Raw genomic sequence first — 21784 nt, 5'->3', positions numbered from 1 at the left:
TTAGCTCAATATATCTACATGTTCATTGCCGTCTAAGGCAGTTAAAATTTTAGAATCAACTCTAATAGCTGAATCAATAAGAACATTTTGTAATTTAGAAATAATTGTAAGTTTTAGCTCCCTGTTTCCAGGATTTTGTCTGACTAAAGTATATAACTGGTCTAAAATTGTTGTCTCTGTATCAAGTCTTATTGCTAAATGTATCGGTTCCAAAGGTACTTCGCGAACCTCTTTTTTAACTTTTTTAGTCTCTTTTACAGCTTGTTTTAGTGTCATTATCTTACTCACACCTATACGGGTAAACATCTCAGTGTGTGTTATTTTTGCTTTAAAAGCTACCGGCTCTTCTAAGTTCATTTCATCTAACTGTTCAAGTTTGTCTGCAAAAAGCATAATCTCTATATTTCCATGAAAGTCCATAAGATTTACAATACCAAACTGATTTCCTTTTTTAGAAATCTTCTTTTGTATATCCTCAACCTTACCTATAAATATAGCAGTTGAACCGTCTTTTGCACCTTCAACTTCAGATGACATAGTATATTCTAATTCATCCATCATCTCTCTAAACTTATCAAGCGGATGTCCTGATACATAAAAGCCTAAGGTATCTTTTTCAAACTCTAAAATCTCTTTTAACTCATACTCATCTGAGTTTGTAAGAGGCAGCTTTACGGTTGTAATCTCATCATCATCACCAAAAAGAGAACCTACTGCATTTTTCTTTGCATCACTCGCTTTTTTAGCAGTTTCAACTATCTTCTCAAGTTGGTCTAAAAGAGCCTTTCTTGAGTATCCAAATCTGTCAAAACCACCTGATTTAATAGTAGACTCAATAAATCGTTTATTTACTTTTGATGGGTCAATTCTGTTTACAAAATTTTCAATAGAGGTAAACTCACCATCTTCTTCGCGAGTTTGTATAATCGATTCAACTGCGGCACCGCCAACACCCTTAATGGCACCAAGACCAAAAAGAATAATCTCTTTATCATCTTTTGTTATTGCTGAAAACTCTAAATAAGAATCATTGACATCTGGAGGAGAGAGTTCTATGCCCATCCTTTTAACCTCATCGATGTATCTTACAACTTTTTCTGTATTGTCTTTATCTGATGTAAGAAGTGCAGCCATGAACTCATTTGGATAGTAAGTCTTTAACCATGCAGTCTGAAAGGTAACCATAGCATAAGCAGCTGAATGAGATTTGTTAAAACCGTAACCGGCAAACTTTTCAATCAAATCAAAGAGTTTGGAAGCTTCCTCATATGAATGGCCTTGTTTTTCAGCACCCTTAGAAAACTCTGCATTGTATGTTGCCATATCTTTTTTCTTACCCATGGCACGACGGATAATATCAGAATAACCAAGAGAAAAACCGCCTACATGTTGAACAATCTGCATAACCTGTTCTTGATATACAATGACCCCGTAAGTATTTTCTAAAATCGGTTTCATAACATCAAAGGTGTACTCAATTGTCTCACGGCCATGTTTACGCTCGATGAAACTATCGAGCATCCCAGACTCCATCGGTCCAGGACGATATAATGCCAAGACCGCAATCAAGTCCTCAAAGTTATCCGGTTTTAAACGCTTGTTCAAATCTTGCATTCCCGAACTCTCTATCTGAAACATTCCAACTGTCTCACCTGTTCTAATTACCTCATAAACTTTAGGGTCATTCTCATTTATTTCATGCCAGATAATATCTTTGTCATATCTTCTTTTTATAAGCTTTATAGCATTGTCAATTACATCAAGAGTTTTAAGTCCAAGAAAGTCAAACTTAATGAGATCTACATCCTCAAGATAGTTAAGTGAGTATTGAGTTACAAAAACATCTTCACCCGATGGTTTGTATATAGGTGTTTTTTTCCATAGCTCTTCATTACTTATCACAACACCTGCCGCATGAATACCGGAGTTTCTCTTTAGTCCTTCAAGCTTCTTTGCAAACTCCCAAACTCTCTTGGAATTTTCATCACTTTCAATAAGTTCACGAAGTTTTGGCTCTTTTTGAAAAGCTCCGTCAATATACTCGCCCTTCTTCTCTTTGCCGTTAAGAGTAATGCCTAACTCATCAGGAATAAGTTTTGCCATCTTATCGGCTTGAGAGAGTGGCATATCTAAAACTCTGGCGACATCACGAATAACCCCTTTTGCCAGGAGTGAGCCAAAAGTGATGATTTGCGCTACTTGATTGCGACCATACTTCTGTACTACATAATCTATTACTTCACCGCGGCGAGCCTGCATAAAGTCCATATCGATATCTGGCATACTTACGCGTTCAGGATTTAAAAATCTCTCAAATAGCAGGTCATACTTCATAGGGTCAATATCTGTAATATTAAGTGAATATGCAACTAAGCTTCCTGCTGCTGAACCACGCCCCGGACCAACGGCTATATCCATCTCTTTAGCAACTTTTACAAAGTCCCAGACGATTAACATGTAGCCCGGAAACTTCATAGAGTTTATAACATCCATCTCAAACTTTAGTCTATCTCTATACTCTTGATGTCTCTCTTGTGGCACATGCCTAAGTCTCTGTGTAAGTCCCAATTCACATCTGTATATAAAATACTCAGCATCATTTTTATCAATTGCGCTTCTCCAAGCTTTCTTTTGAGCTTCTGAAGCATCATCTTTAAGAGGAGCATCATCTTCATGGTTTATGTTAAGTCCGTCATTCTTAGCATACTCCGGAGTAAACTTAAAGTTTGGCGGTATTGGTTCTTTTACTGTTAAAGGAAAGTCTTCAATCTTATTTACTATCTCTTGAGTGTGTGTAATTGCCTCTGGTATATCAGCAAAGAGTCTTGCCATCTGCTGTGGTGATTTCAGGTAAAATTCATGAACTGAATGACGCATACGATTTGGATCATCATATAGTTTATTCATTCCTATACACATAAACGCTTCATGATACTGTGCATCATCTGGATATGTATAGTGCGTGTCGTTTGTTGCAACAACTTTTATGCCCGTCTCTTTTGAAATACGAAGTATCTGATCGTCAATAAAAAGCTGATCCCCTATCCCGTGACGCATAAGCTCCAAGTAAAAATCATCGCCAAATATATCTTGATACTCACGAGCTACTTCTATAGCTCCTTCATACCCTAAAGCACCATTTCTTACATTTCTCTCATTCTCTAGGTTTAGATGCCAGTTGACCTCACCTTGAAGGCAGGCAGAGGTACAAATCAAACCTTCGCTATGCTCTCTGAGCTCTTTTTTATTTATGCGGGGAAAGTAGTAAAAGCCATCAATAAATGCTTTTGAAGACAGGTACATAAGATTTTCATAACCCTTTTGGTTTTTAGCAAAAAGACAGATGTGAAAACGCTGCTTTGTACTCTTGTCATCAAGAGTGTCTCCATTATGAATATAGCCTTCCATCCCAATAATAGGCTTAATACCGGCTGCTTTCATCTGCTGGTAAAAATCTATCGCCCCAAACATATTGCCATGGTCTGTCATAGCTACAGATGTCATACCAAGTTCTTTAACCTGTGAAACCAAATTTGTAAGTTTATTTGCGCCATCTAGTAATGAGTACTCTGTATGCAGATGTAAATGTGTGAAAGGTTGTGCACTCAAATCAAGTCCTAAAAATCAAAAATTATTAGCCTGATTATAGTAAAGTTGTCTTAATATGAAGTAATTTATTTATTGATTATAAAAATTTTTATCATTCTTTCTGACAAATTCTATTATAAAGTTTTTAAGATGATGGTATTGTTTTTTGTATTTATTACTTTTAAAATAAGAGTGAGAATCTTTAATAGTTCCATCTTTGGAGTTAACATTTTTTACATTTTTGCTTAAATGCACATAAGCCAGCGTATCAGAGCTTCTTAGTGCTTTTTCCCACTCATCTAATGTATACTTGTTTAAAAAAATCTTACTGCCCATATGACAGGTTCTGCACTCTTTTAGGTAGATTTTTTGTCCCTTAAATGTGCCTCTGGCGTTCAAAGGCATAATAAGAATAAGAGTAAAAAAAGCTGATAAAAATATTAATTTAAGCATCTAATCACCTTTACTTATACTAATTAAAGGATGATACATCATTATTTCTAATAAGTATCTTAACCTGTATGAACTTGTTTGCTAGTTTAGTTCACTCCACTTTTGTGAAATATTTTTGGCTATTTTTTCAGTTATACCCTTAACATCCGCTATTAGCATAGGGTTTTGACTTAATGCACCTACAACCTCATAAGCGCCTCCAAAGTGTTGAACAATGTTTTTAGCTTTTGCTGCTCCTATACCATTGACAGATGTCAAAAAATCTAGCACTTCATCTTCTGTCATAGATATAGCAACTTCAACGGATTCTGATGATTCATCCGTTGGCTTGGGCACATCTTGCTTTTTGGGCAATTTTAGTTTTGATGATTTTTTTGATACTTTTAGGGCAAGATTATCTTGATAATTAAATGTTTCACTTGGCCACTCTTCTTCAGTTCTTGGTTTAATATCATAAACTTTATATTTTTCATCCAGAGTGTGCAGATAAACTTCACTATTGCCATAAATTTTTTTCTTTTTGCCAAAGTATTCACTATCATAACTTGGGGTGTACTTGCCAAAAGTGATATGTCTAAGAGTTCTAAGAATAGAGCTGTCTAATTTGCCTAACTCTTCCCAGTTAAACATTGGCATATGCGGCTTTTTAAATCTGCCTTCGCTCAGACTCCACATTATATACTGACCAATCCAGTCTCGTATGTATGGAAATGCGGCAAATGCAGTAGCACACTCTAAAATTCTTACTTTACCATCTCTTCCATAAGCAATATCACAAGCCCAATACTCAGCTTTTGCAGCTTTGCTTGTTTTTACAGCAAGGTCAAGTACGCTTTTTGGAACATTCATATAATCCATACTACCACCTTGAGAAGTGTTAGTCAACCACTCTCCCTCAGGCGCGCGTCTCCAAAATGCACAAACCGGTTTGTGCCCTATCAGCATTACACGGATATCTGCTTCCATTGGTATAAAATCTTGAAAATACTGTGGATGATACTTCTTCTCGTCAAAAAGCGCTCTTGCTTCTTGATAATTATCGACTTTATGAACAAAATATCCGCCGTAGTTTGAAGGTCCGTAAGATTTTTTTATTATTTTAGGATATTTGCACTCTTTTAAAAACTTATCTGCATTTTTATGCTTGTAATAGATATATGTTTTAGGAATTGGAAGGTCGTATTTCCAAGCAAATCTTGTAACATTTTCTTTAGATTTATTAGAAAATTGCGTATCCATTGAGGGGATAAATCTAACATGAGGAAGTTCGCGAGCTATCTCTCTAAATGTTTCATATGCAGTAGCGGGAATATTACCGATAAGTACATCGATTTTTTTTCTTTTAACTTCTTTGATGAATCTATCTTTATCATTTTTCCAATGATAAGTTACAGTTTCAATTTTATTCGGCCACCCTTTAAAGTTTGAATAATCGAAAAACCTAAGTACATAATCAAGATATAAAAACCCTAATTTTGGTAATTTTTTGTTGCTTAATCCCATTTTCTTCCTATCTATGAATATTTAAATCGTAATATAACATACTTATGTTTCAATATGGATACAAAACCCTATTCGACATAGTCGTGAATTTCGCGTAATATTTTATTTTGCTTGTTGACTATATACTGATTAAGAATTGATTTGTCGTTTTCTGTAGATGATATGATAAATACTATTTTCAATATTTTATCATTTTCAGTGATTGTTTTAAGATATCTCATACTCAAGTTCAATACCTTGTCATCTAAAAAAAGCTTCGCAGATTTTGTACTTTTTAACAGCTCTTCCTCTTCAGTACTGCTTATATAAATACTTATTCCTCTTGTCGATATATCATAGACTCTAAAGTTTTGTTCATTGACATTTATTATCATATTGTTGTCAGACTTAACCCTTAGTCCGTTTCTGAGGTGCATATCATCATTTGAAAGATAAAAATTTTTAATTGTAAAAGTATTTTTGTTATGATCTACAACACTTCCATGCAGTACTGATGCACCTTTTTTTGTATTCATCATTAACAAAATATCATCTCTCTCCAGCAGGGAAATAGAATGTTTTGAGTTCACTACAACTTCTATAGAGTCCGTTTTTATTCTAATTATTTTTCCAATATTTTTTATAGGAACACCCTTGTAAAAGGTTAGAACATTAACTTTTTGTATGTTGTTTAGTTTAAAATGTTTGGCAACTTTTTCGTCTATATATACTTTTTGAGTCGTTGCATTTACTTGTAGGTCTTTTTTTAGCAACAAGTCATTAATCAGCGTAAATGTGAAAACATCATATTCAGCATGACGAGAGTGTTCTATCTGTATAACTTTTTTTTTCGAACTGAAATAATCATGATTAATAAAAAAATCAAATAAATCATCTTCGCTTTTGACATTTAATATTCTGAGAATAATTTCAACGGAATTTTTTCTGCTAAAATAACCAATACTCAAAATATCTGTAAGATGCTGATTTATATACTCTATTTTTTTGTTTTTAAATATAAGCACACCATTTGGTAAAATATCAAAAAGTGAAAAATCTGTCATCATTAACCTTGAATATGAAAATAATTATTTAACTTTTCCTAAAAACTCACAATCAACTGTATTTACTTTAATAAGATCACCCTCAAGCACATGGTAAGGCACCTGAACAACTGCGCCGGTCTCTAAAGTAGCAGGCTTTTTGCTTCCGCTTGAAGTATCACCTTTAAAGTTTGGAGGAGTCTCTGTAACTATAAGTTCCATTGTATCGGGAACAGCAACACTTATTGCATCACCTTTATAAAAAATCATATCAACATTAGTTCCGTCTTTTAACCATTTAGCTGCATCATCGCATTGATCATAAGTGAGACCCAGCTGATCGTAAGTCTCATTATCCATAAACTGGTACATTTCACCATCATCATAAAGATACTGCATAGTTTTGTAGTCAATTACAGGAACTTCAAATTTATCGCCTGCATGAACAGTTTTTTCAACTATTCTGCCGTTTAAAAAACTTTTTGCCTTCATACGAACAAAGGCTGCACCCTTACCTGGTTTAACATGCTGAAATTCTACTACTTTGCAAGGAACTTCGCCTACAATTAGACGAACATTTTTTTTGATATCACTCATTGAGATAGTTGCCATAAACAGACCCTTTGGTTAATTATTTTTATGAATTCTACAATAAGTGGACTTAAGAAAATATCTAACCAGCTATAGAGAGGTCTGTTTATGAATAATCTACATGTAAAAAAACTTTTACATGTAGATAGTTGAATTTAAGATTTTGTCATCATACCTAAAGCTTTTGCAACACCTGCTCCATAAGCAGGATCTGCTTTTGAACAGTTGTCAATATGTCTTTGTTTAATCATCTCTGGAGCATCACCCATCGCTCTTGCTGTATTTTCAAAAAGAACCTGCTGTTGTTCTTTACTCATAAGTTGAAACAGCATTCTAGGTTGTGTGAAGTTATCATCATCCATCTCCCATCTATTAGCTCCACCATCAATATCTAGTGTCGGCTCTGCATGCTCTTTTTGCTCTTGCCACTCCTCATATGAGTTTGGCTCATACCCTATAGTAGCTCCCGCATTGCCATCAACTCTCATAGCACCATCTCTGTGGTAACTGTTTGTTGGAGATTTTGGAGCATTGACCGGGATTAGGTTATGATTGACACCTAGTCTGTATCTTTGCGCATCGCCGTATGAGAAAAGTCTTCCTTGAAGCATCTTATCAGGCGAAAAACCAATACCTGGGACGACACTTGCAGGGTTAAAAGCTGATTGTTCCACATCTGCAAAATAGTTCTCTGGATTGCGATTTAGCTCAAATTCTCCAACTTCAATAAGTGGATAATCTTTTTTAAGCCATACTCTACTCAAATCAAAAGGATTAAATTTATAGTGTTTTGCATCTTCTTCGCTCATTATCTGTACAAACATTTTCCATTTTGGAAAATCACCTTTTTCTATACTCTCAAATAAGTCTTGCTGATGGCTTTCTCTATTTTTTCCAACCAATATTTGAGCTTCTTCATCTGTTAAATTTTTGATGCCTTGTTGGCTAACAAAGTGAAATTTAACCCAGTTTCTTTCATTTTTATCATTTATAAAACTAAAAGTGTGACTGCCAAAGCCATGCATATGACGGTACGAATAAGGAATCCCCCTATCGCTCATTGTTATTGTTACTTGGTGCAGAGCTTCTGGCAAGCTAGTCCAAAAATCCCAGTTATTTTTTGCACTTCTCATATTTGTTTTTGGATCTCGTTTGACAGCATGATTTAAGTCTGGAAATTTTAGTGGGTCTCTTAGGAAAAAAACAGGAGTATTGTTACCCGCTAAATCCCAGTTTCCCTCCTCTGTATAAAATTTAAGAGCAAACCCACGAATATCTCTCTCAGCATCCGCAGCACCTCTCTCGCCAGCAACAGTTGAAAATCTTGCAAACATCTCTGTTTTTTTGCCAATTTCAGAGAAAATTTTTGCTTTAGTGTATTTTGTTATGTCATGTGTAACCGTGAATGTTCCAAATGCACCAGAACCTTTTGCATGCATGCGCCTCTCAGGAATAACCTCTCTATCAAAATGTGCCATTTTTTCCAAATACCATACATCTTGAAGGAGCATTGGTCCTCTAGCTCCTGCAGTAAGTGAATTATTATTATCAGCAACGGGTGCGCCAAAAGCAGTTGTAAGTTTTTTCTTCATTTTACTCTCCTTTATTTCTAAGGAATAACAATTATCCTTTGATTGTATCTTACCATAATATTCTCTATACAATTAAAGAGAAGAAGGTATCAGTCAGCCATCATTGCAGTTAATGTTATAATGTCGAAAAATCATACGCTTTAGGAACTAATAATCAATGGAATTTACTTTAGAAAAAACCTCAGGTAATGCTCGTGCATGTACTATCAAAACCAAGCATTCTACTGTGCAAACACCGGTTTTTATGCCGGTTGGAACTATTGGAAGCATTAAAGCTTTGGATATGCAAGATGTAGTTGACATGTTGGGAGCTGAGATTATTTTAGCAAACACTTATCACATGTACCTTCGTCCGGGAGATAAAACAGTTGCTAAAATGGGTGGACTTCATAAGTTTACAACCTATCCTAAAAGTTTTTTGACAGATAGTGGCGGTTTTCAAGCATTCAGCCTTAGCGATATATCAAAAGCCTCAGAAAATGGAATAGAATTCAGAAGTCACATAGATGGCTCAAAACACTTCTTTACCCCTACTAAAGTTATAGATATTCAAAACAATCTCGGTTCAGACATTATGATGATTTTAGATGATTTAGTAGCACTTCCAGCTACACAAGAACGCATTGCGCTCTCAATTGAAAGAACTACTCAGTGGGCAAAAGAGTCTATTGAGTATCATAAAGCCAATCAGGCAAAAGGTATTGGCTTGGATCAAAATATATTTGCCATTATCCAAGGCGGAACGGATAAAGCATTTCGCACTAAGAGTGCAACTGAGCTTTGTGCCTTGAGTGATTACGATGGTTTTGCCATCGGCGGACTATCAGTCGGTGAAGCAAACCAAGACATGTATGACACGGTTGAGCATACTGTGCAGTATATGCCAAAGGACAAACCTCGCTATTTGATGGGTGTTGGAACTCCAGAAGATTTGATTGAAAATATAGAACGCGGAATTGACATGTTTGACTGTGTGATGCCAACAAGAAATGCAAGAAACGGTACTCTTTTTACTTCATTTGGAAAGATAAACATCAAAGGTGCAAAGTTTAAAGAGGATAACAAACCCGTAGATGAAGAGTGCGATTGTATTACATGTAAAAGATATACCAGAGCTTATTTAAACCATCTTTTTCGCGCTCGTGAGATAACTTATTTTAGACTAGCGACTATTCATAACCTTCACTACTACCTCAACCTAATGAGAGAAGTGAGAGCTGCGATACTTGAAGACAGATTTGCCGAGTTTAAAACAGAATTTTATAAAAAAAGAAGCTAAGTTTTAAAACTTGGTTACTCTTTTTTCTTGAAATGTCATAATAACTTTACCACTTAACTCTTCATCACTGTATAAAGACTGTTTGTTTGAAATAACACTCTTTTTATTAGGATTAAACACCATAGCATTCACACTAGCTCCAACTTCAATAACTCCTGCTTTTTGACCTATGCTTTTAGCACTGTTTTGAACTGTCAACTTTAGTAAATCACTCATTGTTATCAATCCGGTTTGAACTAGCTTAGTGTAATAAAGCGGCAGTGCATCGCTAAGTGCTTCACATCCATATGCAGCGTCATAAAATGCAACCTCTTTATTTAGCGGAGAACTTGGTTGATGCAGAGTTGTCAATATGTCAATTTGGTTATTTTTAAGCGCCTCTTTTAAAAGCTCCATATCATCTTTTGATGCCAAAGGAGGGTCAAGTTTTGCTGTTGTATTGAAATTTTCACAGGCTTCATCTGAATTTACAAGATGATGAATTGAGACTTCACATCTAACATCTACACCATCTTTTTTTGCTTTATCGATTAGATATATTGAACGAGGTGAAGCTATTGATTTAAAAAGAATTTTTATTTTAAAGTGTCTTGCTATCTCTATCATCCTTGATACATGTAGAACTTCACTGAGGTCTGGGATTCCTGCAAGACCAAGCTTTGAGCTAACATCTCCATCTAACATCACACCAGAGTTTATAAGCGAGTTGTCTTCTGCTTTACAAAATAGAGTCACATCATACATTTGACAATACTCAGCTATTTTTATTGCTATGTCATTTTTAGCGATAGTGCTCATATATGGTGCTATTGCCCCTCTTTTAAGCAAAATAGCTATATTGCTAAGTGTAGAGTCCTCTTTTAGTGTGTTTATCATTAAGTCTACTTTTGCTCCATTTAGATTATGCAGTCCATTTTGAGCAAATTCCAGAACAATCTCACTATCTATAGCAGGTGAACTATCTGCATTCAGGATGACATGTCCAACACCTCCTGTAAGTGCTTCATCAGAGATTATTTTTATATTTTTTGAATTAAGAGTAGAATCTTGAAGCCTGACATTTGTATCAACTAAAAGCGGCATAAAATATGAACCATCTGCGTCTATAGTCTCATCTGAACAGAGATTTGAACCTATCTCTTTAATAACCCCGTCTTCTATGCGAATATCAACTTTTCTTTCACCGTTTACATCACAAATAATTGCTTTTGATATAACCATTGTTTCAGACCACCTTAGATATAATTTCAGTATTATAAATCATAAAGGCTTAGATTGCGTTTTTTTCTTATTTATTCTTTGCTGCTATCATTTTTACAGGCAAAAACTTCATATGAGATAGGCAAAGATTTATATAAACAAAAAGGATGCTATAGTTGTCACGGACACAAGGCTGAGGGCATGCATGCGTACCCTGCACTTGCAAACAGAGCTAAGGGCTATATGACTTACAAACTAAAACGCTTACGCTCAAAAATATCTGATAACCAGCAGCAAGAGATGATGATAGCTTACGCAGTAGACTTAAGCGATGAGGACATAGACAATTTGACAACATTTTTCAGCGAATATGTAGATGAAGAGAGTGCAGAGAGATATGATGACAGTTTTCGCTTAGAAGGAGACGGCGGTTCATGAAAATATTGATAAGCGCCTTAGAACATTCAGCAAATATGCATTTAAAATCTTTAAAAAAAGAGCTCAGTGAAGATGTAGAGTTTATAGGTATATTTGACAATGAATTAGGCAACAGTATTATTGATTTGAGAAGCTTGGCAATCATGGGCTTTGTGGATGCTATAAAAAAACTTAGATTCTTTTTTAAACTAAATTCGCAAATGGCAGACTTGGCAAAAGAAGCAGACAAGGTCTTACTTATAGACTCATCAGGTTTCAATCTGCCTCTGGCTAAAAAAATCAAAAAGAGATACCCGGATAAAGAGATAATCTACTATATTTTACCTCAGGCTTGGGCTTGGAAACCAAAAAGAATCCCTGTGCTAGAAAAGACTATAGATCACTTGGCTTCTATTCTTCCTTTTGAAAAAGATTACTACTCAAAAACAGCTCCAATAACTTATGTAGGACACCCTCTTTTGGATATCATAAAAGAGTATAAAGAAGAGTTAAACAAAGAAGTAAAACAGATTGCATTTATGCCCGGAAGCAGAAAAGGCGAAATCAAAAAGCTTATGCCTATTTTTAAAGAGCTGCTTCACACTCTTAGAGAAAAAAATCCTGATATTCAGGCTACGATTATCATCCCAAAACACTTCAATAAAGAAGATATAAACAAACTTTATGGTACCCTATCGGATTTTAAAATAGCTCATAACGCACATAAGACGCTTCTTGAAGCAGATTTTGCATTTATATGTAGCGGAACAGCTACTTTGGAGGCATCACTAATAGGAATACCTTTTGTTTTGACTTATATTGCTAAACCTCTTGATTACTTCATAGCAAGCAAATTGGTTAAGTTAAGCCATATAGGACTTAGTAACATTATGTTCACTCAGTTTAACGACAGAGAGCTGCACCCTGAATTTATTCAAGAGGATGTGAGAGTTGATAATCTTGCAGAAGCTTTCAATAATTATGACAGAGATAAATTTTTAAGAGACTCAAAAGCACTAAGAGCTTACCTGAAACATGGAAGTTCAAAAACAGTAGCAAATATTATAGAGGATAAAAATGAAGATTAATTTTATAGATTTACAAGCACAATATAGAGAGTATAAATCTGAGATAGATAGTGAAGTTTTAGAAGTTTTTAGCTCAGCACAATTTATTGGCGGAGAAAAACTAAACTCATTTGAGAACAATTTAGCTACATATACAGGTGCCAAACACGCTATTGGATGCAGTAGTGGTACTGACGCTCTTTTACTCTCTCTTATGGCTTTAGATATTGGTCATGGTGATGAAGTCATAACAACTCCGTTTACATTTATTTCAACTGCTGAAGTTATAGCATTTTTAGGTGCAAAAAGTGTGTTTGTTGACATAGATAAGGATAGTTACAATATTGACCCGTCTAAAATTGAAGCTGCCATAACTGACAGAACAAAAGCTATTATACCTGTCTCTCTTTATGGTCAATGTGCAGATATGGATGCTATAAATGATATAGCAAAGAAACATAACGATATACCTGTTATTGAAGATGCATGTCAGAGTTTTGGCGCAACTTACAATGGCAAAAAGTCATGTAATCTTTCGACTATAGGCTGTACAAGTTTCTTCCCGTCTAAACCTCTTGGTGCATATGGTGACGGTGGAGCAATATTTACAAACGATGATGAACTAGCTGCCAAAATAAGAATGCTCTTAAATCATGGACAAAATGAGAGATACAAACATAAATATATCGGTATCAATGGTCGTCTTGATGCAGTTCAAGCAGCAATTTTAAATGTAAAACTTCGCCACTTTGACAAAGAGGTACAACTCAGAGATGAGATCGGGTCAAGATATAGCGATCTCTTAGAAGATGCTGATGTAGTTACTCCAAAAATTGCAGAATCAAATACAAGCGTATATGCTCAGTACTCTATAAGAGTTAAAGATAGAGAAATGATGATTGCAAAATTATCTGCCTTGGATATTCCAACTGCTGTACATTACCCTGTTCCTCTTCACTTGCAAGAAGCATTTAAAAATTTAAATTATGATGAGGGAGACTTTCCAATTAGCGAAGAAGTCTCTTCTCAAATAATGTCTCTTCCGATGAGTCCTTATCTTACAGAAGCAGAACAAGACTTTATAGTCCAAGCGATAAAAGGTTAATATGAAAAACATAGCAATTGTTGGTCTTGGTGTAATGGGCAAAAACCATTACAATACTCTAAAAAAAATAAACGGCGTAAAAATTGTAGGTCTTTGTGATGTAGTAAAAAACGATGAATATGAAGAGCCATTTTTTACAGACCTCGATACTATGTTAGATGAAACCTTACCTGATGCCATCATAATAGTTACTCCAACTTTTTTACATAAAGATATAGCTATAAACTGTGCAAACAGAAAAATCCACATGTTCATCGAAAAACCGGCAGCTTCAAGTGTAGAAGATGCAAAAGAGATGCTAAAAGCTATAGAGGCACACAACCTCAAAAGCTGTGTAGGACATATTGAAAGATACAATCCGGTTGTAAAATCTTTAATGAATGAAATCAAAGACCATGAGATACTCTCTATCTCTATTACCCGCAGCGGTGCTTTTCCAGAGCGCATCGCAGATGTTGGGATATTAACTGACCTTTCAGTACACGACAGCGACTTGATTAGATTTATCACAAATAAAAATATTGTAAAAAGTGCCGTATTTAAATCTCAAAAAATCCATAAAACTCACGAAGACAATGCAATACTGGCATTTGAACTAGAAGATGAGATAGTCGGAGATATAACTACAAACTGGCTTACTCCGTACAGAAAAAGAAGTATTGCAGTAGCATGTAGGGTTGACAAAGAGAGCAAGATAAAATATTTTGAGGCTGATTTGCTGTCTCAAAGCCTTAAAGAGCGCATAAATATAAATGCCAATTCTCACATAACTAAAAACTGCTTTGTTCAAAGAAGTAATGCCCTGCAAGATGAACTTGAAGCATTTGTGCATTACTTAGAAACTGGAGATATTGGTTCGTTGGCTTCTGTACAAGACAGCATAATAACACTAGAAATTGCGAGCAAATAATGTCAAAAGCTAACATACACAAATCAGTTGTTATTGAAGATGGTGCCAAGATAGCGTCTGATGTAGTTATAGGACATTTTTGCAACATCGGCAAAGATGTTGAACTAAAATCCGGATGCAGACTTGAATCAAATGTTATCTTAAAAGGCAAACTCACAGTTGATGAAGATGTTAAGATATTTAGTTTTACTGCTATTGGAAACGAAGACTCAGAAATAGAAATAGGCACCAAAACACATATTAGAGAATTTTCTCAAATAGGGGCTCAAGAAGCTGATGATGGAACCAATAAAAAAATCATTATCGGTGCAAATAACTTTTTAATGGGCTATGTTCAAATACTCTCAGGTGTAGAGATGGGTGATTTTTGCATACTTACAAATGCTGTTAAGCTTTATGAAAATGTAAAATGTCAAGAGAGGGTTATCGTCGGAGGACTTAGCACTGTTGAAGCAAATAACACAATCGGCACGGGAGTTATGATTGGTGGTGCATCAGTTGTAAATCACGACATACCTCCCTTTACTCTTGTTGAGGGCAATACTGCCACAGTAAAAGGTCTTAACATAATCGGTCTCAGAAGGAGACTGGAAAATAAAGATGACATAGAAGAGATTAAAGCTATATATAAAAAAGTTTTAGGTGACGGTGTAGATAAAAAGCTTGCTCGTGAAATAGCAGATACTCACGAAAATGAGTATGTTAAAAAATTCACTTCTTTTATTGCCAATAGCAATATTTAACTAGATATACTATATACCGCTTAGATGAGTTAAGAACTCATCTGGCCCTATAAATCCAACAATTGTCTTAGCTTTTAGAAGTTTTGAATCCTCGTCAAAGAACATTATTACCGGCGGACCAAAGACACCGTACTTTTTACTTAAGTCTTTTTGGGCTTTGTTATTCTCGGTAACATCCGCTTTAACAAGAACAAACTCACCCATTTTAGCTTTTACCTTTTTATCAGCAAATGTTATTTCGTCTAGCTCTTTACATACAGCACACCACTCAGCAGTAAAATCAAGCAAGATTTTTTTACCCTTGTTTTTTGCCAAAACTACATTTAATTGCTCTATAGAAGTCACTTTAGTAAACTTGAGATGTTCTCTATCAGAAGTTGCAGAAAAAGAGCCAGCTTGTGGTTTTAAAAACTCTAAAGGTTTTGTCATACTTGTTGAGCCGCCAAGCACACCGATGAACAGAGCAACGGAGTAGATAAAAATTATAACTGCCATACTTTTACTAAATGTATGAGACTCTTCTTTGTCAAAAGAGTTCAAGTAGGTTGCAAAACCTATTCCTAACATTGAATACAGAAGCATTGTTATAGAGTTGTCAACAATTCGCTCTAGCATCCAAATAGCAACTCCAAGCATCATAACACCAAATATAGCACTTACCATATTCATCCATGCACCTGGACGAGGCATAAACTTACCTGCACTAACACCAACTGCAATAAGAGGAAGTCCCATACCTATACTCATAAAAAAGAGCGCACCGCCACCTAACATAGCATCACCGGTTTGACCTATGTATACTAAAGCACCAGCCAGAGGAGCAGCAACACAAGGTCCGACTATAAGAGCAGACAAAAAGCCCATTATCGCCACGCCGATGTAGCCGCCGTGTTTGCTAGTTGCGCTGACTTTAGCTACAAGAGAGTCTGGAAGTTTAAGTTCATAAAAACCAAACATACTCAAAGCAAGTGCGACAAAGACGCCCGAGAAAGAGTAAATAACCCAAGGAGTTTGAAGAGCAGCTTGTAAGTTTGAGCCAAACAGACCTGCTAAAACTCCCGCTATCGTATATGCCACTGCCATAGCAAGAACATATACAACTGATAACATAAATGCTCTTTTAGTTGTAATACCCTCGCCTTGACTCATTATTACACCGGAGATAATTGGTATCATAGGAAAAACACATGGAGTAAGCGACAAAAGAAGTCCAAATCCAAAAAAAGTCAAAAGAACAACCAATACATTACCTGATTTTATACTCTCAGCAATACTATCCGTAGTGGATAACTCAGTTTTAGAGTCTGATTTTACATTTTTATCTTCTGTTGGTTTTGTAGAAGCAGATAAGGATAATGGGAGTTTTGAACTGTCTATGTCAAATTTAAAGGCTTTTGTATATAGCTCATAACATAGTCCCTGCTCTGAACAGCCTTGATAAGATAGTTGAAACTCTGCAGTTTTAATGCCGGTTACATCAGCATTTTTTTGTAAATTTATCGTAAAAGTAGGTGAATCTAAATAAACTATCTCACCATCATGGTCTACACTCTTTGGACCCGTAAAATCTTTAACGCTTATGCCGCTTCCGTCTTTGATTTTGAATTTAATTGAATCCGCATATAGATATATATCTTTACCGGTTCCAACTGTAGCTTCAATCTGCATCTTTTCATTAAGTTTAGCAGTTGGGATAAATGCTTCATCTGGCATCAAAAATTTTGGCTGCGCTCCAAATAAAAATAGCGGTAAACACAGAAGCAAAATAAGTTTTTTCATAAAATATCTTTCAATTAATATAACATATGCAATTATACCAAATTAAGTACCAACCAATACACTCAATTGCTTATATTATGTATTCGTCTTTTAAAATCTGTTCAATATCTTGCGCTTGCATCGGCTTAGCGTAGAAGTAACCTTGGATGTTTGTACAACCATTTTCTAGTAAAAATTCTTTTTGTTCTTCATTTTCTACACCTTCGGCAATCACACTTAGCTTTAAACTTTTTGCTAAAGATATTATTGCTTTTGTTATACTGGCATCCTCTTCATCATTTGGTAAATCTTTAATAAATGACTGGTCAATCTTTAATTTATTTATTGGCAGGCGTTTCAAATAAGATAGAGATGAATAACCTGTTCCAAAATCATCAATTGCCAATTCTACACCCATATCACTGATTAGATTTAAAATTTCAATTGTATTTTGAGGTTTTTTCATTATGTCTCCCTCAGTAACTTCAAGTTCAAGCCATTCCGGTTTACACCCTGTTTTATTTATCATTTTTTTAAACATATGAATAAAATCTTCTTCATAAAGTTGTCTCATCGCGAGATTCAGAGCAAGAACTCCGGTATTTATACCCTGTTTATTCCATTTTGCAATCTGTTGCATAGCTTGTTTCATAACCCATCTATCGAGTTGAACAATCAATCCCGTATCTTCAGCTAATGGGATAAACTTATCGGGAAGCAGCAGTCCCATAGTTGGATGCTGCCATCTAACTAAAGCTTCCATACCGATAACTTTATTGTTTTGAGCATTTACCTGCGGCTGATAATAGACGACAAACTGTTCTTTTTCTAATGCTATACGAAGATTTGTCTCCATAACAACTCTATCAAATGCAAGGTCTGTCATATTTGATGAATAATACTGAAAATTATTTCTACCCTCTTCTTTTGCTTTATACATGGCAACATCAGCATACTTTATAAGATGGTTTATATCTTTACTATCTTCCGGATATACACTAATTCCAATACTTGTACTAATATATAAAGTATGACTGTCAATAAACATTACTTCAGCTATTGATCGAAGTATTTTTTGCGCCAAAAGAGATGCATCTGTTTCTTTTTTGAGTCCATGTAAAATAATTGTAAACTCATCGCCTCCCAAGCGTGCTACAGTATCTTCATCACGAACAATATTGTTAAGTCTGCCTGCTATTACTTGAAGAACTTTATCTCCAACCACATGACCCAAAGAGTCATTAATATGTTTAAATCTGTCAAGGTCGATAAACAGTAGTGCTACTTCTTCTTTATTTCGTTTTGCGTTTTTAATCGACTGCATTAATCTATCATTAAATAGTATACGGTTTGGCAAGCCTGTAAGAACATCATGATGCGCCTGATAAGCTAAAATATCTTTTTGTTTATTAAGCGCAGAGGTATATTTACTGATTAGTTTAATAATTAATACAACAATTATTAAAATAAGTACAAACGAAGTTATAATAGAAAAATATCTTAAAAACATTATGGTATCCATATAGTAGTCCATTTTATCTATAAATACGAAATAACCTATTGAATCGTTTTTATAATTTTTTAAAGAGACACTATGAAAAACTAAATATTTTTCATTATTGACTGTTGTAATATAATAACTATCATCAATTATGTTTTTATCCATAATATCAATTACATGTATTTTATCTTTAATCTCAGATTCATAGTTAACTATGAAATAATCTTTTGTATATTCACTCAGATATTCATTGGAATTATTATTATATTTGTGTATCGGCTCAACAGCTTTTTTTCTTAGAACTAAAACAGGTTTAAATATATTTAATGTCGAAATTCTTGACATTAAGTATTTTATATCGACACCCAATTCAAAAGCACCTATATGTTTTCCCTCTTTAAATACAGGAAAGGACACTCTATAATAAATACCAAACTTCCCTGTTTCTAAACCTTTTTGCATTTTTTTTGATTCGTTTGTTTTAACAATAAGCGGTCGCAAAAGAGAAAGGTCATCTCCAAATTTTTCTGGTTTATGTACGCGTAAATAACTATGTGTATCAACAGTATGAAAATGCATTACATATAAATATTCATTTTCTTTTTTTAATTCTTTATAGATTGGAAGTGTCAAATTTAAAAGTTTTTTTCGGTCTTTATTGGCAAAAGCTGCAACAATATCTTTATTTGTTGATATTTCATGACCTATGGAGGTGTATTCATTTTTTATTTCATCAAAAACACTATTAACCAAGTAAACAGCATCCCGCTCTTTCTTTTTGACAGTCATATCTAACACTGTAATATATTGATAATGACCTAGATACATAAGAACTGCAGAAGTTACAAAATGCAAAAACAAAATACTTATTATTATTTTTTTACTAAAGCTCATATGTCTCTCTTGTTATAAATTGTATTAGCTACCAACCGTAAGAACAATGTAGTAATTATAACGAATTTCCTATAGTAAATAACGGTGCTTGTATCAAGGAAAACAAAAATTAAATTAATAATAAAAATTTTAAGCAAAACATCATCAATATTTTCATACTCTACAATTAATAAATTAATATAAAGAATTTAACATGTCAAATAGACTAGAAAAAGAAGATAGTCCATATTTACAACAGCACAAAAACAACCCTGTAGATTGGTTCCCATGGTGTGACGAGGCATTTCAAAAAGCAGAGGATGAGAACAAAGCAATCTTTATAAGTATAGGTTACTCCTCTTGTCACTGGTGTCATGTAATGGAAGAGACAGTATTTGAAAACCAAGAGTGTGCAGATATTTTAAATGAGCACTTTGTGTCTATAAAAGTTGACCGCGAAGAGAGACCAGATATAGATAAACACTATCAAGAAGTTCACATGCTCTTAAACCGTAGACCGGGAGGATGGCCTACTTCTATCTTTTGTACACCTCAAAACAAACCATTTTTTGCTGGAACTTACATACCGCCTGAGTCAAAGCAAGGCAGTATTGAGGGGATGGGTTTTAAGGAACTGACAAGACTTATAGGTGAAAAAATCTCTCAAAATGATGAGCAGCTGTATAAAAATGCCGATGAAGTTGAAGGTTTTTTAAACCACGAAGAGCATCCAAAAGAAGCAACTGTTTTAAAAGAGGACTTTGTTAAAAACTTTATGCTTCAAGTAAAAAACAACTATGAAACAAAAGACGGCGGTTTTTCCGTTGCTCCTAAGTTTCCACATGCAAGTACACTCGGTACACTCTTAACAATTGATAAACTCTATGATGATAAAGCGGCCAAAGCAATGCTGACACACACCCTAAACAGTATGAAAAAAGGCGGTATGTATGATTTGGTTGACGGCGGATTTTGCCGCTACTCTGTGGATAACGAGTGGATAGTACCTCATTTTGAAAAGATGCTTTACGATAACGCCCTGCTTTGTGAATTATACACAAATAGTTACCTGACATACAAAGACGAAGCACATCTACATGTAGCAAAAGAGATTGCTGACTTTTGGCATAATTTTATGAGTGAAGATGACCTCTTTTACTCTGCGAGTGATGCAGATAGCGAAGGTGAAGAGGGAACATACTTTACATACACATACGATGAAGTTTACAAGATTTTAAAACAAAACGATTATGAAAATATAGAAGATATTTTAAAATCACTCAGTGTTACAAAAGATGGAAACTTTGAAGGCAAAAACATCATTCGTTTTGAAGAAGGTCAAATACCAAAGGATTTTGATAATATCAAGATCTTACTAAGCAGCATTAGGTCTAAAAGAGAGTATCCGTTTGTAGATAGAAAAGTTCAAACATCATGGTCAAGTATGATGATTAAGGCACTTTTTTCTTTAGGGAATATATCTAAAAATTACAAGCAAAGGGGCATTGATAGCTTAAATGCTCTTTTAAACACTATGTATATTGACGGCAAACTTTACCACACAACTCTTATACATAAAACTCCAAAAATTGAAGCTTTTCTTGAAGACTATGCTTATCTTTCACAAGCTTTAATATCTGCATATACTGCAACATCTGAAGAGGTTTATCTAATCCGTGCTCAGCATCTGACAAATATAGCGTTAGAAAAATTTTACAAAAATGGTACTTGGAAGTTTAGCATTGGAGAGTTTGAAACAAAAGCGGACATAGCAGACAACACTTACACAAGTTCAGTTAGTATTATGATTGATGTACTTATATCTTTAACGACACTTCTTGAAGATGACAAGTATACTCATTTTGCATTTAAAACTTTAGAATACAACTCTTATGAACTTGGACGCAGACCTGTCATCTATCCTTACATGTTAAAACAAACACTAAGGTATTTAAAAGGTGACAGAATTATAAAATCAACTAAAAACAATATAGAAGCAAACTCTTTTGAGCTTGCTTCACTTAAGTATCCGTTTATTCTGAAAAAATCAACCGATGATACAGACTACATGATTTGTGGCTCTAAAAGCTGTTTTGCCAATACAGACAGTATAAATAAAATTAATGATATAATCTCAAATACTTTTTAACAACAAAGGATTAAAATGAAAAAAATTACTTTA

16 protein-coding genes are annotated in these 21784 nt (G+C 34.6%); 7 read left to right on the top strand and 9 right to left on the bottom strand.

Going from position 1 to position 21784, the window contains the following annotated elements; translation table 11 throughout:
* The 6 genes from dnaE to OQK60_RS04135 all read right to left on the bottom strand — a co-directional run bounded on the left by dnaE (position 1) and on the right by OQK60_RS04135 (position 8749).
* Positions 1-3609 (bottom strand): DNA polymerase III subunit alpha, encoded by a 3609-nt coding sequence (gene dnaE, locus OQK60_RS04160; RefSeq protein WP_297684363.1) that lies wholly within the window; start codon positions 3607-3609, stop codon positions 1-3.
* 69 nt (positions 3610-3678) lie between these two features.
* Positions 3679-4041, bottom strand: a complete 363-nt coding sequence (locus tag OQK60_RS04155; protein ID WP_297684361.1) for a hypothetical protein — start codon at positions 4039-4041, stop codon at positions 3679-3681.
* 81 nt (positions 4042-4122) lie between these two features.
* On the bottom strand, positions 4123-5544 hold the full coding sequence (locus tag OQK60_RS04150; protein ID WP_297684359.1) for a hypothetical protein: 1422 nt from the start codon (positions 5542-5544) through the stop codon (positions 4123-4125).
* A gap of 68 nt (positions 5545-5612) precedes the next feature.
* Positions 5613-6587 (bottom strand): hypothetical protein, encoded by a 975-nt coding sequence (locus tag OQK60_RS04145; RefSeq protein WP_297684357.1) that lies wholly within the window; start codon positions 6585-6587, stop codon positions 5613-5615.
* A 24-nt stretch (positions 6588-6611) separates the two neighbouring features.
* Positions 6612-7178 (bottom strand): elongation factor P, encoded by a 567-nt coding sequence (efp, locus tag OQK60_RS04140; RefSeq protein ID WP_297684355.1) that lies wholly within the window; start codon positions 7176-7178, stop codon positions 6612-6614.
* Between the two features lie 134 nt (positions 7179-7312).
* On the bottom strand, positions 7313-8749 hold the full coding sequence (locus OQK60_RS04135; RefSeq protein ID WP_297684353.1) for a catalase: 1437 nt from the start codon (positions 8747-8749) through the stop codon (positions 7313-7315).
* A 157-nt stretch (positions 8750-8906) separates the two neighbouring features.
* On the opposite strand from OQK60_RS04135, the gene tgt reads away from it, so the two are divergent.
* The gene (gene tgt / locus OQK60_RS04130) at positions 8907-10028 is read left to right on the top strand and encodes a tRNA guanosine(34) transglycosylase Tgt (RefSeq protein ID WP_297684351.1); all 1122 of its coding nucleotides are present in this window, start codon (positions 8907-8909) and stop codon (positions 10026-10028) included.
* A 3-nt stretch (positions 10029-10031) separates the two neighbouring features.
* On the opposite strand, the gene OQK60_RS04125 is transcribed toward tgt, so the two are convergent.
* Positions 10032-11249, bottom strand: coding sequence for an amidohydrolase family protein (locus OQK60_RS04125; protein ID WP_297684349.1), 1218 nt, complete (start codon positions 11247-11249; stop codon positions 10032-10034).
* Positions 11250-11303: 54 nt separating this feature from the next.
* Here OQK60_RS04125 and OQK60_RS04120 point away from each other — a divergent pair, with 54 nt between their 5' ends.
* The 5 genes from OQK60_RS04120 to OQK60_RS04100 are packed head-to-tail and all read left to right on the top strand — an operon-like array spanning position 11304 to position 15470.
* Positions 11304-11666 (top strand): c-type cytochrome, encoded by a 363-nt coding sequence (locus OQK60_RS04120; RefSeq protein ID WP_297684347.1) that lies wholly within the window; start codon positions 11304-11306, stop codon positions 11664-11666.
* The gene (gene lpxB / locus OQK60_RS04115) at positions 11663-12733 is read left to right on the top strand and encodes a lipid-A-disaccharide synthase (RefSeq protein WP_297684345.1); all 1071 of its coding nucleotides are present in this window, start codon (positions 11663-11665) and stop codon (positions 12731-12733) included. The genes OQK60_RS04120 and lpxB overlap by 4 nt, the downstream gene beginning before the upstream one ends.
* Positions 12723-13817, top strand: a complete 1095-nt coding sequence (locus OQK60_RS04110) for a DegT/DnrJ/EryC1/StrS family aminotransferase (RefSeq protein WP_297684343.1) — start codon at positions 12723-12725, stop codon at positions 13815-13817. Before lpxB ends, OQK60_RS04110 begins: the two co-directional genes overlap by 11 nt.
* A 1-nt stretch (position 13818) precedes the next feature.
* Positions 13819-14727 (top strand): Gfo/Idh/MocA family oxidoreductase, encoded by a 909-nt coding sequence (locus tag OQK60_RS04105; RefSeq protein WP_297684341.1) that lies wholly within the window; start codon positions 13819-13821, stop codon positions 14725-14727.
* Positions 14727-15470: an acyl-ACP--UDP-N- acetylglucosamine O-acyltransferase gene (locus OQK60_RS04100; protein WP_297684339.1), complete on the top strand. Its 744-nt coding sequence runs from the start codon at positions 14727-14729 to the stop codon at positions 15468-15470. The genes OQK60_RS04105 and OQK60_RS04100 overlap by 1 nt, the downstream gene beginning before the upstream one ends.
* 9 nt (positions 15471-15479) lie before the next feature.
* On the opposite strand, the gene dsbD is transcribed toward OQK60_RS04100, so the two are convergent.
* Together dsbD and OQK60_RS04090 are read right to left on the bottom strand one after the other, a co-directional pair.
* A complete protein-coding gene (gene dsbD, locus OQK60_RS04095; RefSeq protein ID WP_297684337.1) occupies positions 15480-17249 on the bottom strand; it encodes a protein-disulfide reductase DsbD in 1770 nt (589 codons plus the stop codon).
* A gap of 70 nt (positions 17250-17319) precedes the next feature.
* Entirely contained in the window at positions 17320-19623 is a 2304-nt protein-coding gene (locus tag OQK60_RS04090; protein ID WP_297684335.1) for an EAL domain-containing protein, read from the bottom strand.
* Positions 19624-19816: 193 nt separating this feature from the next.
* Here OQK60_RS04090 and OQK60_RS04085 point away from each other — a divergent pair, with 193 nt between their 5' ends.
* Positions 19817-21751: a thioredoxin domain-containing protein gene (locus OQK60_RS04085; RefSeq protein WP_297684333.1), complete on the top strand. Its 1935-nt coding sequence runs from the start codon at positions 19817-19819 to the stop codon at positions 21749-21751.
* The last annotated feature ends 33 nt before the right edge of the window (positions 21752-21784 follow it).

It is taken from the genome of Sulfurimonas sp. (assembly GCF_026196735.1).
In the GTDB taxonomy this organism is placed as follows: Bacteria; Campylobacterota; Campylobacteria; order Campylobacterales; family Sulfurimonadaceae; genus Sulfurimonas.
This window is presented reverse-complemented; position numbering and strand designations above follow the sequence as displayed.

Excerpts from the sequence above, each read along its gene's own strand:
- OQK60_RS04155 (WP_297684361.1), bottom strand. The coding sequence starts at position 4,041 with ATGCTTAAATTAATATTTTTATCAGCTTTTTTTACTCTTATTCTTATT.
- OQK60_RS04150 (WP_297684359.1), bottom strand. The coding sequence starts at position 5,544 with ATGGGATTAAGCAACAAAAAATTACCAAAATTAGGGTTTTTATATCTT.
- OQK60_RS04145 (WP_297684357.1), bottom strand. The coding sequence starts at position 6,587 with ATGACAGATTTTTCACTTTTTGATATTTTACCAAATGGTGTGCTTATA.
- efp (WP_297684355.1), bottom strand. The coding sequence starts at position 7,178 with ATGGCAACTATCTCAATGAGTGATATCAAAAAAAATGTTCGTCTAATT.
- OQK60_RS04135 (WP_297684353.1), bottom strand. The coding sequence starts at position 8,749 with ATGAAGAAAAAACTTACAACTGCTTTTGGCGCACCCGTTGCTGATAAT.
- tgt (WP_297684351.1), top strand. The coding sequence starts at position 8,907 with ATGGAATTTACTTTAGAAAAAACCTCAGGTAATGCTCGTGCATGTACT.
- OQK60_RS04125 (WP_297684349.1), bottom strand. The coding sequence starts at position 11,249 with ATGGTTATATCAAAAGCAATTATTTGTGATGTAAACGGTGAAAGAAAA.
- lpxB (WP_297684345.1), top strand. The coding sequence starts at position 11,663 with ATGAAAATATTGATAAGCGCCTTAGAACATTCAGCAAATATGCATTTA.
- OQK60_RS04110 (WP_297684343.1), top strand. The coding sequence starts at position 12,723 with ATGAAGATTAATTTTATAGATTTACAAGCACAATATAGAGAGTATAAA.
- OQK60_RS04105 (WP_297684341.1), top strand. The coding sequence starts at position 13,819 with ATGAAAAACATAGCAATTGTTGGTCTTGGTGTAATGGGCAAAAACCAT.
- OQK60_RS04100 (WP_297684339.1), top strand. The coding sequence starts at position 14,727 with ATGTCAAAAGCTAACATACACAAATCAGTTGTTATTGAAGATGGTGCC.
- dsbD (WP_297684337.1), bottom strand. The coding sequence starts at position 17,249 with ATGAAAAAACTTATTTTGCTTCTGTGTTTACCGCTATTTTTATTTGGA.
- OQK60_RS04090 (WP_297684335.1), bottom strand. The coding sequence starts at position 19,623 with ATGAGCTTTAGTAAAAAAATAATAATAAGTATTTTGTTTTTGCATTTT.
- OQK60_RS04085 (WP_297684333.1), top strand. The coding sequence starts at position 19,817 with ATGTCAAATAGACTAGAAAAAGAAGATAGTCCATATTTACAACAGCAC.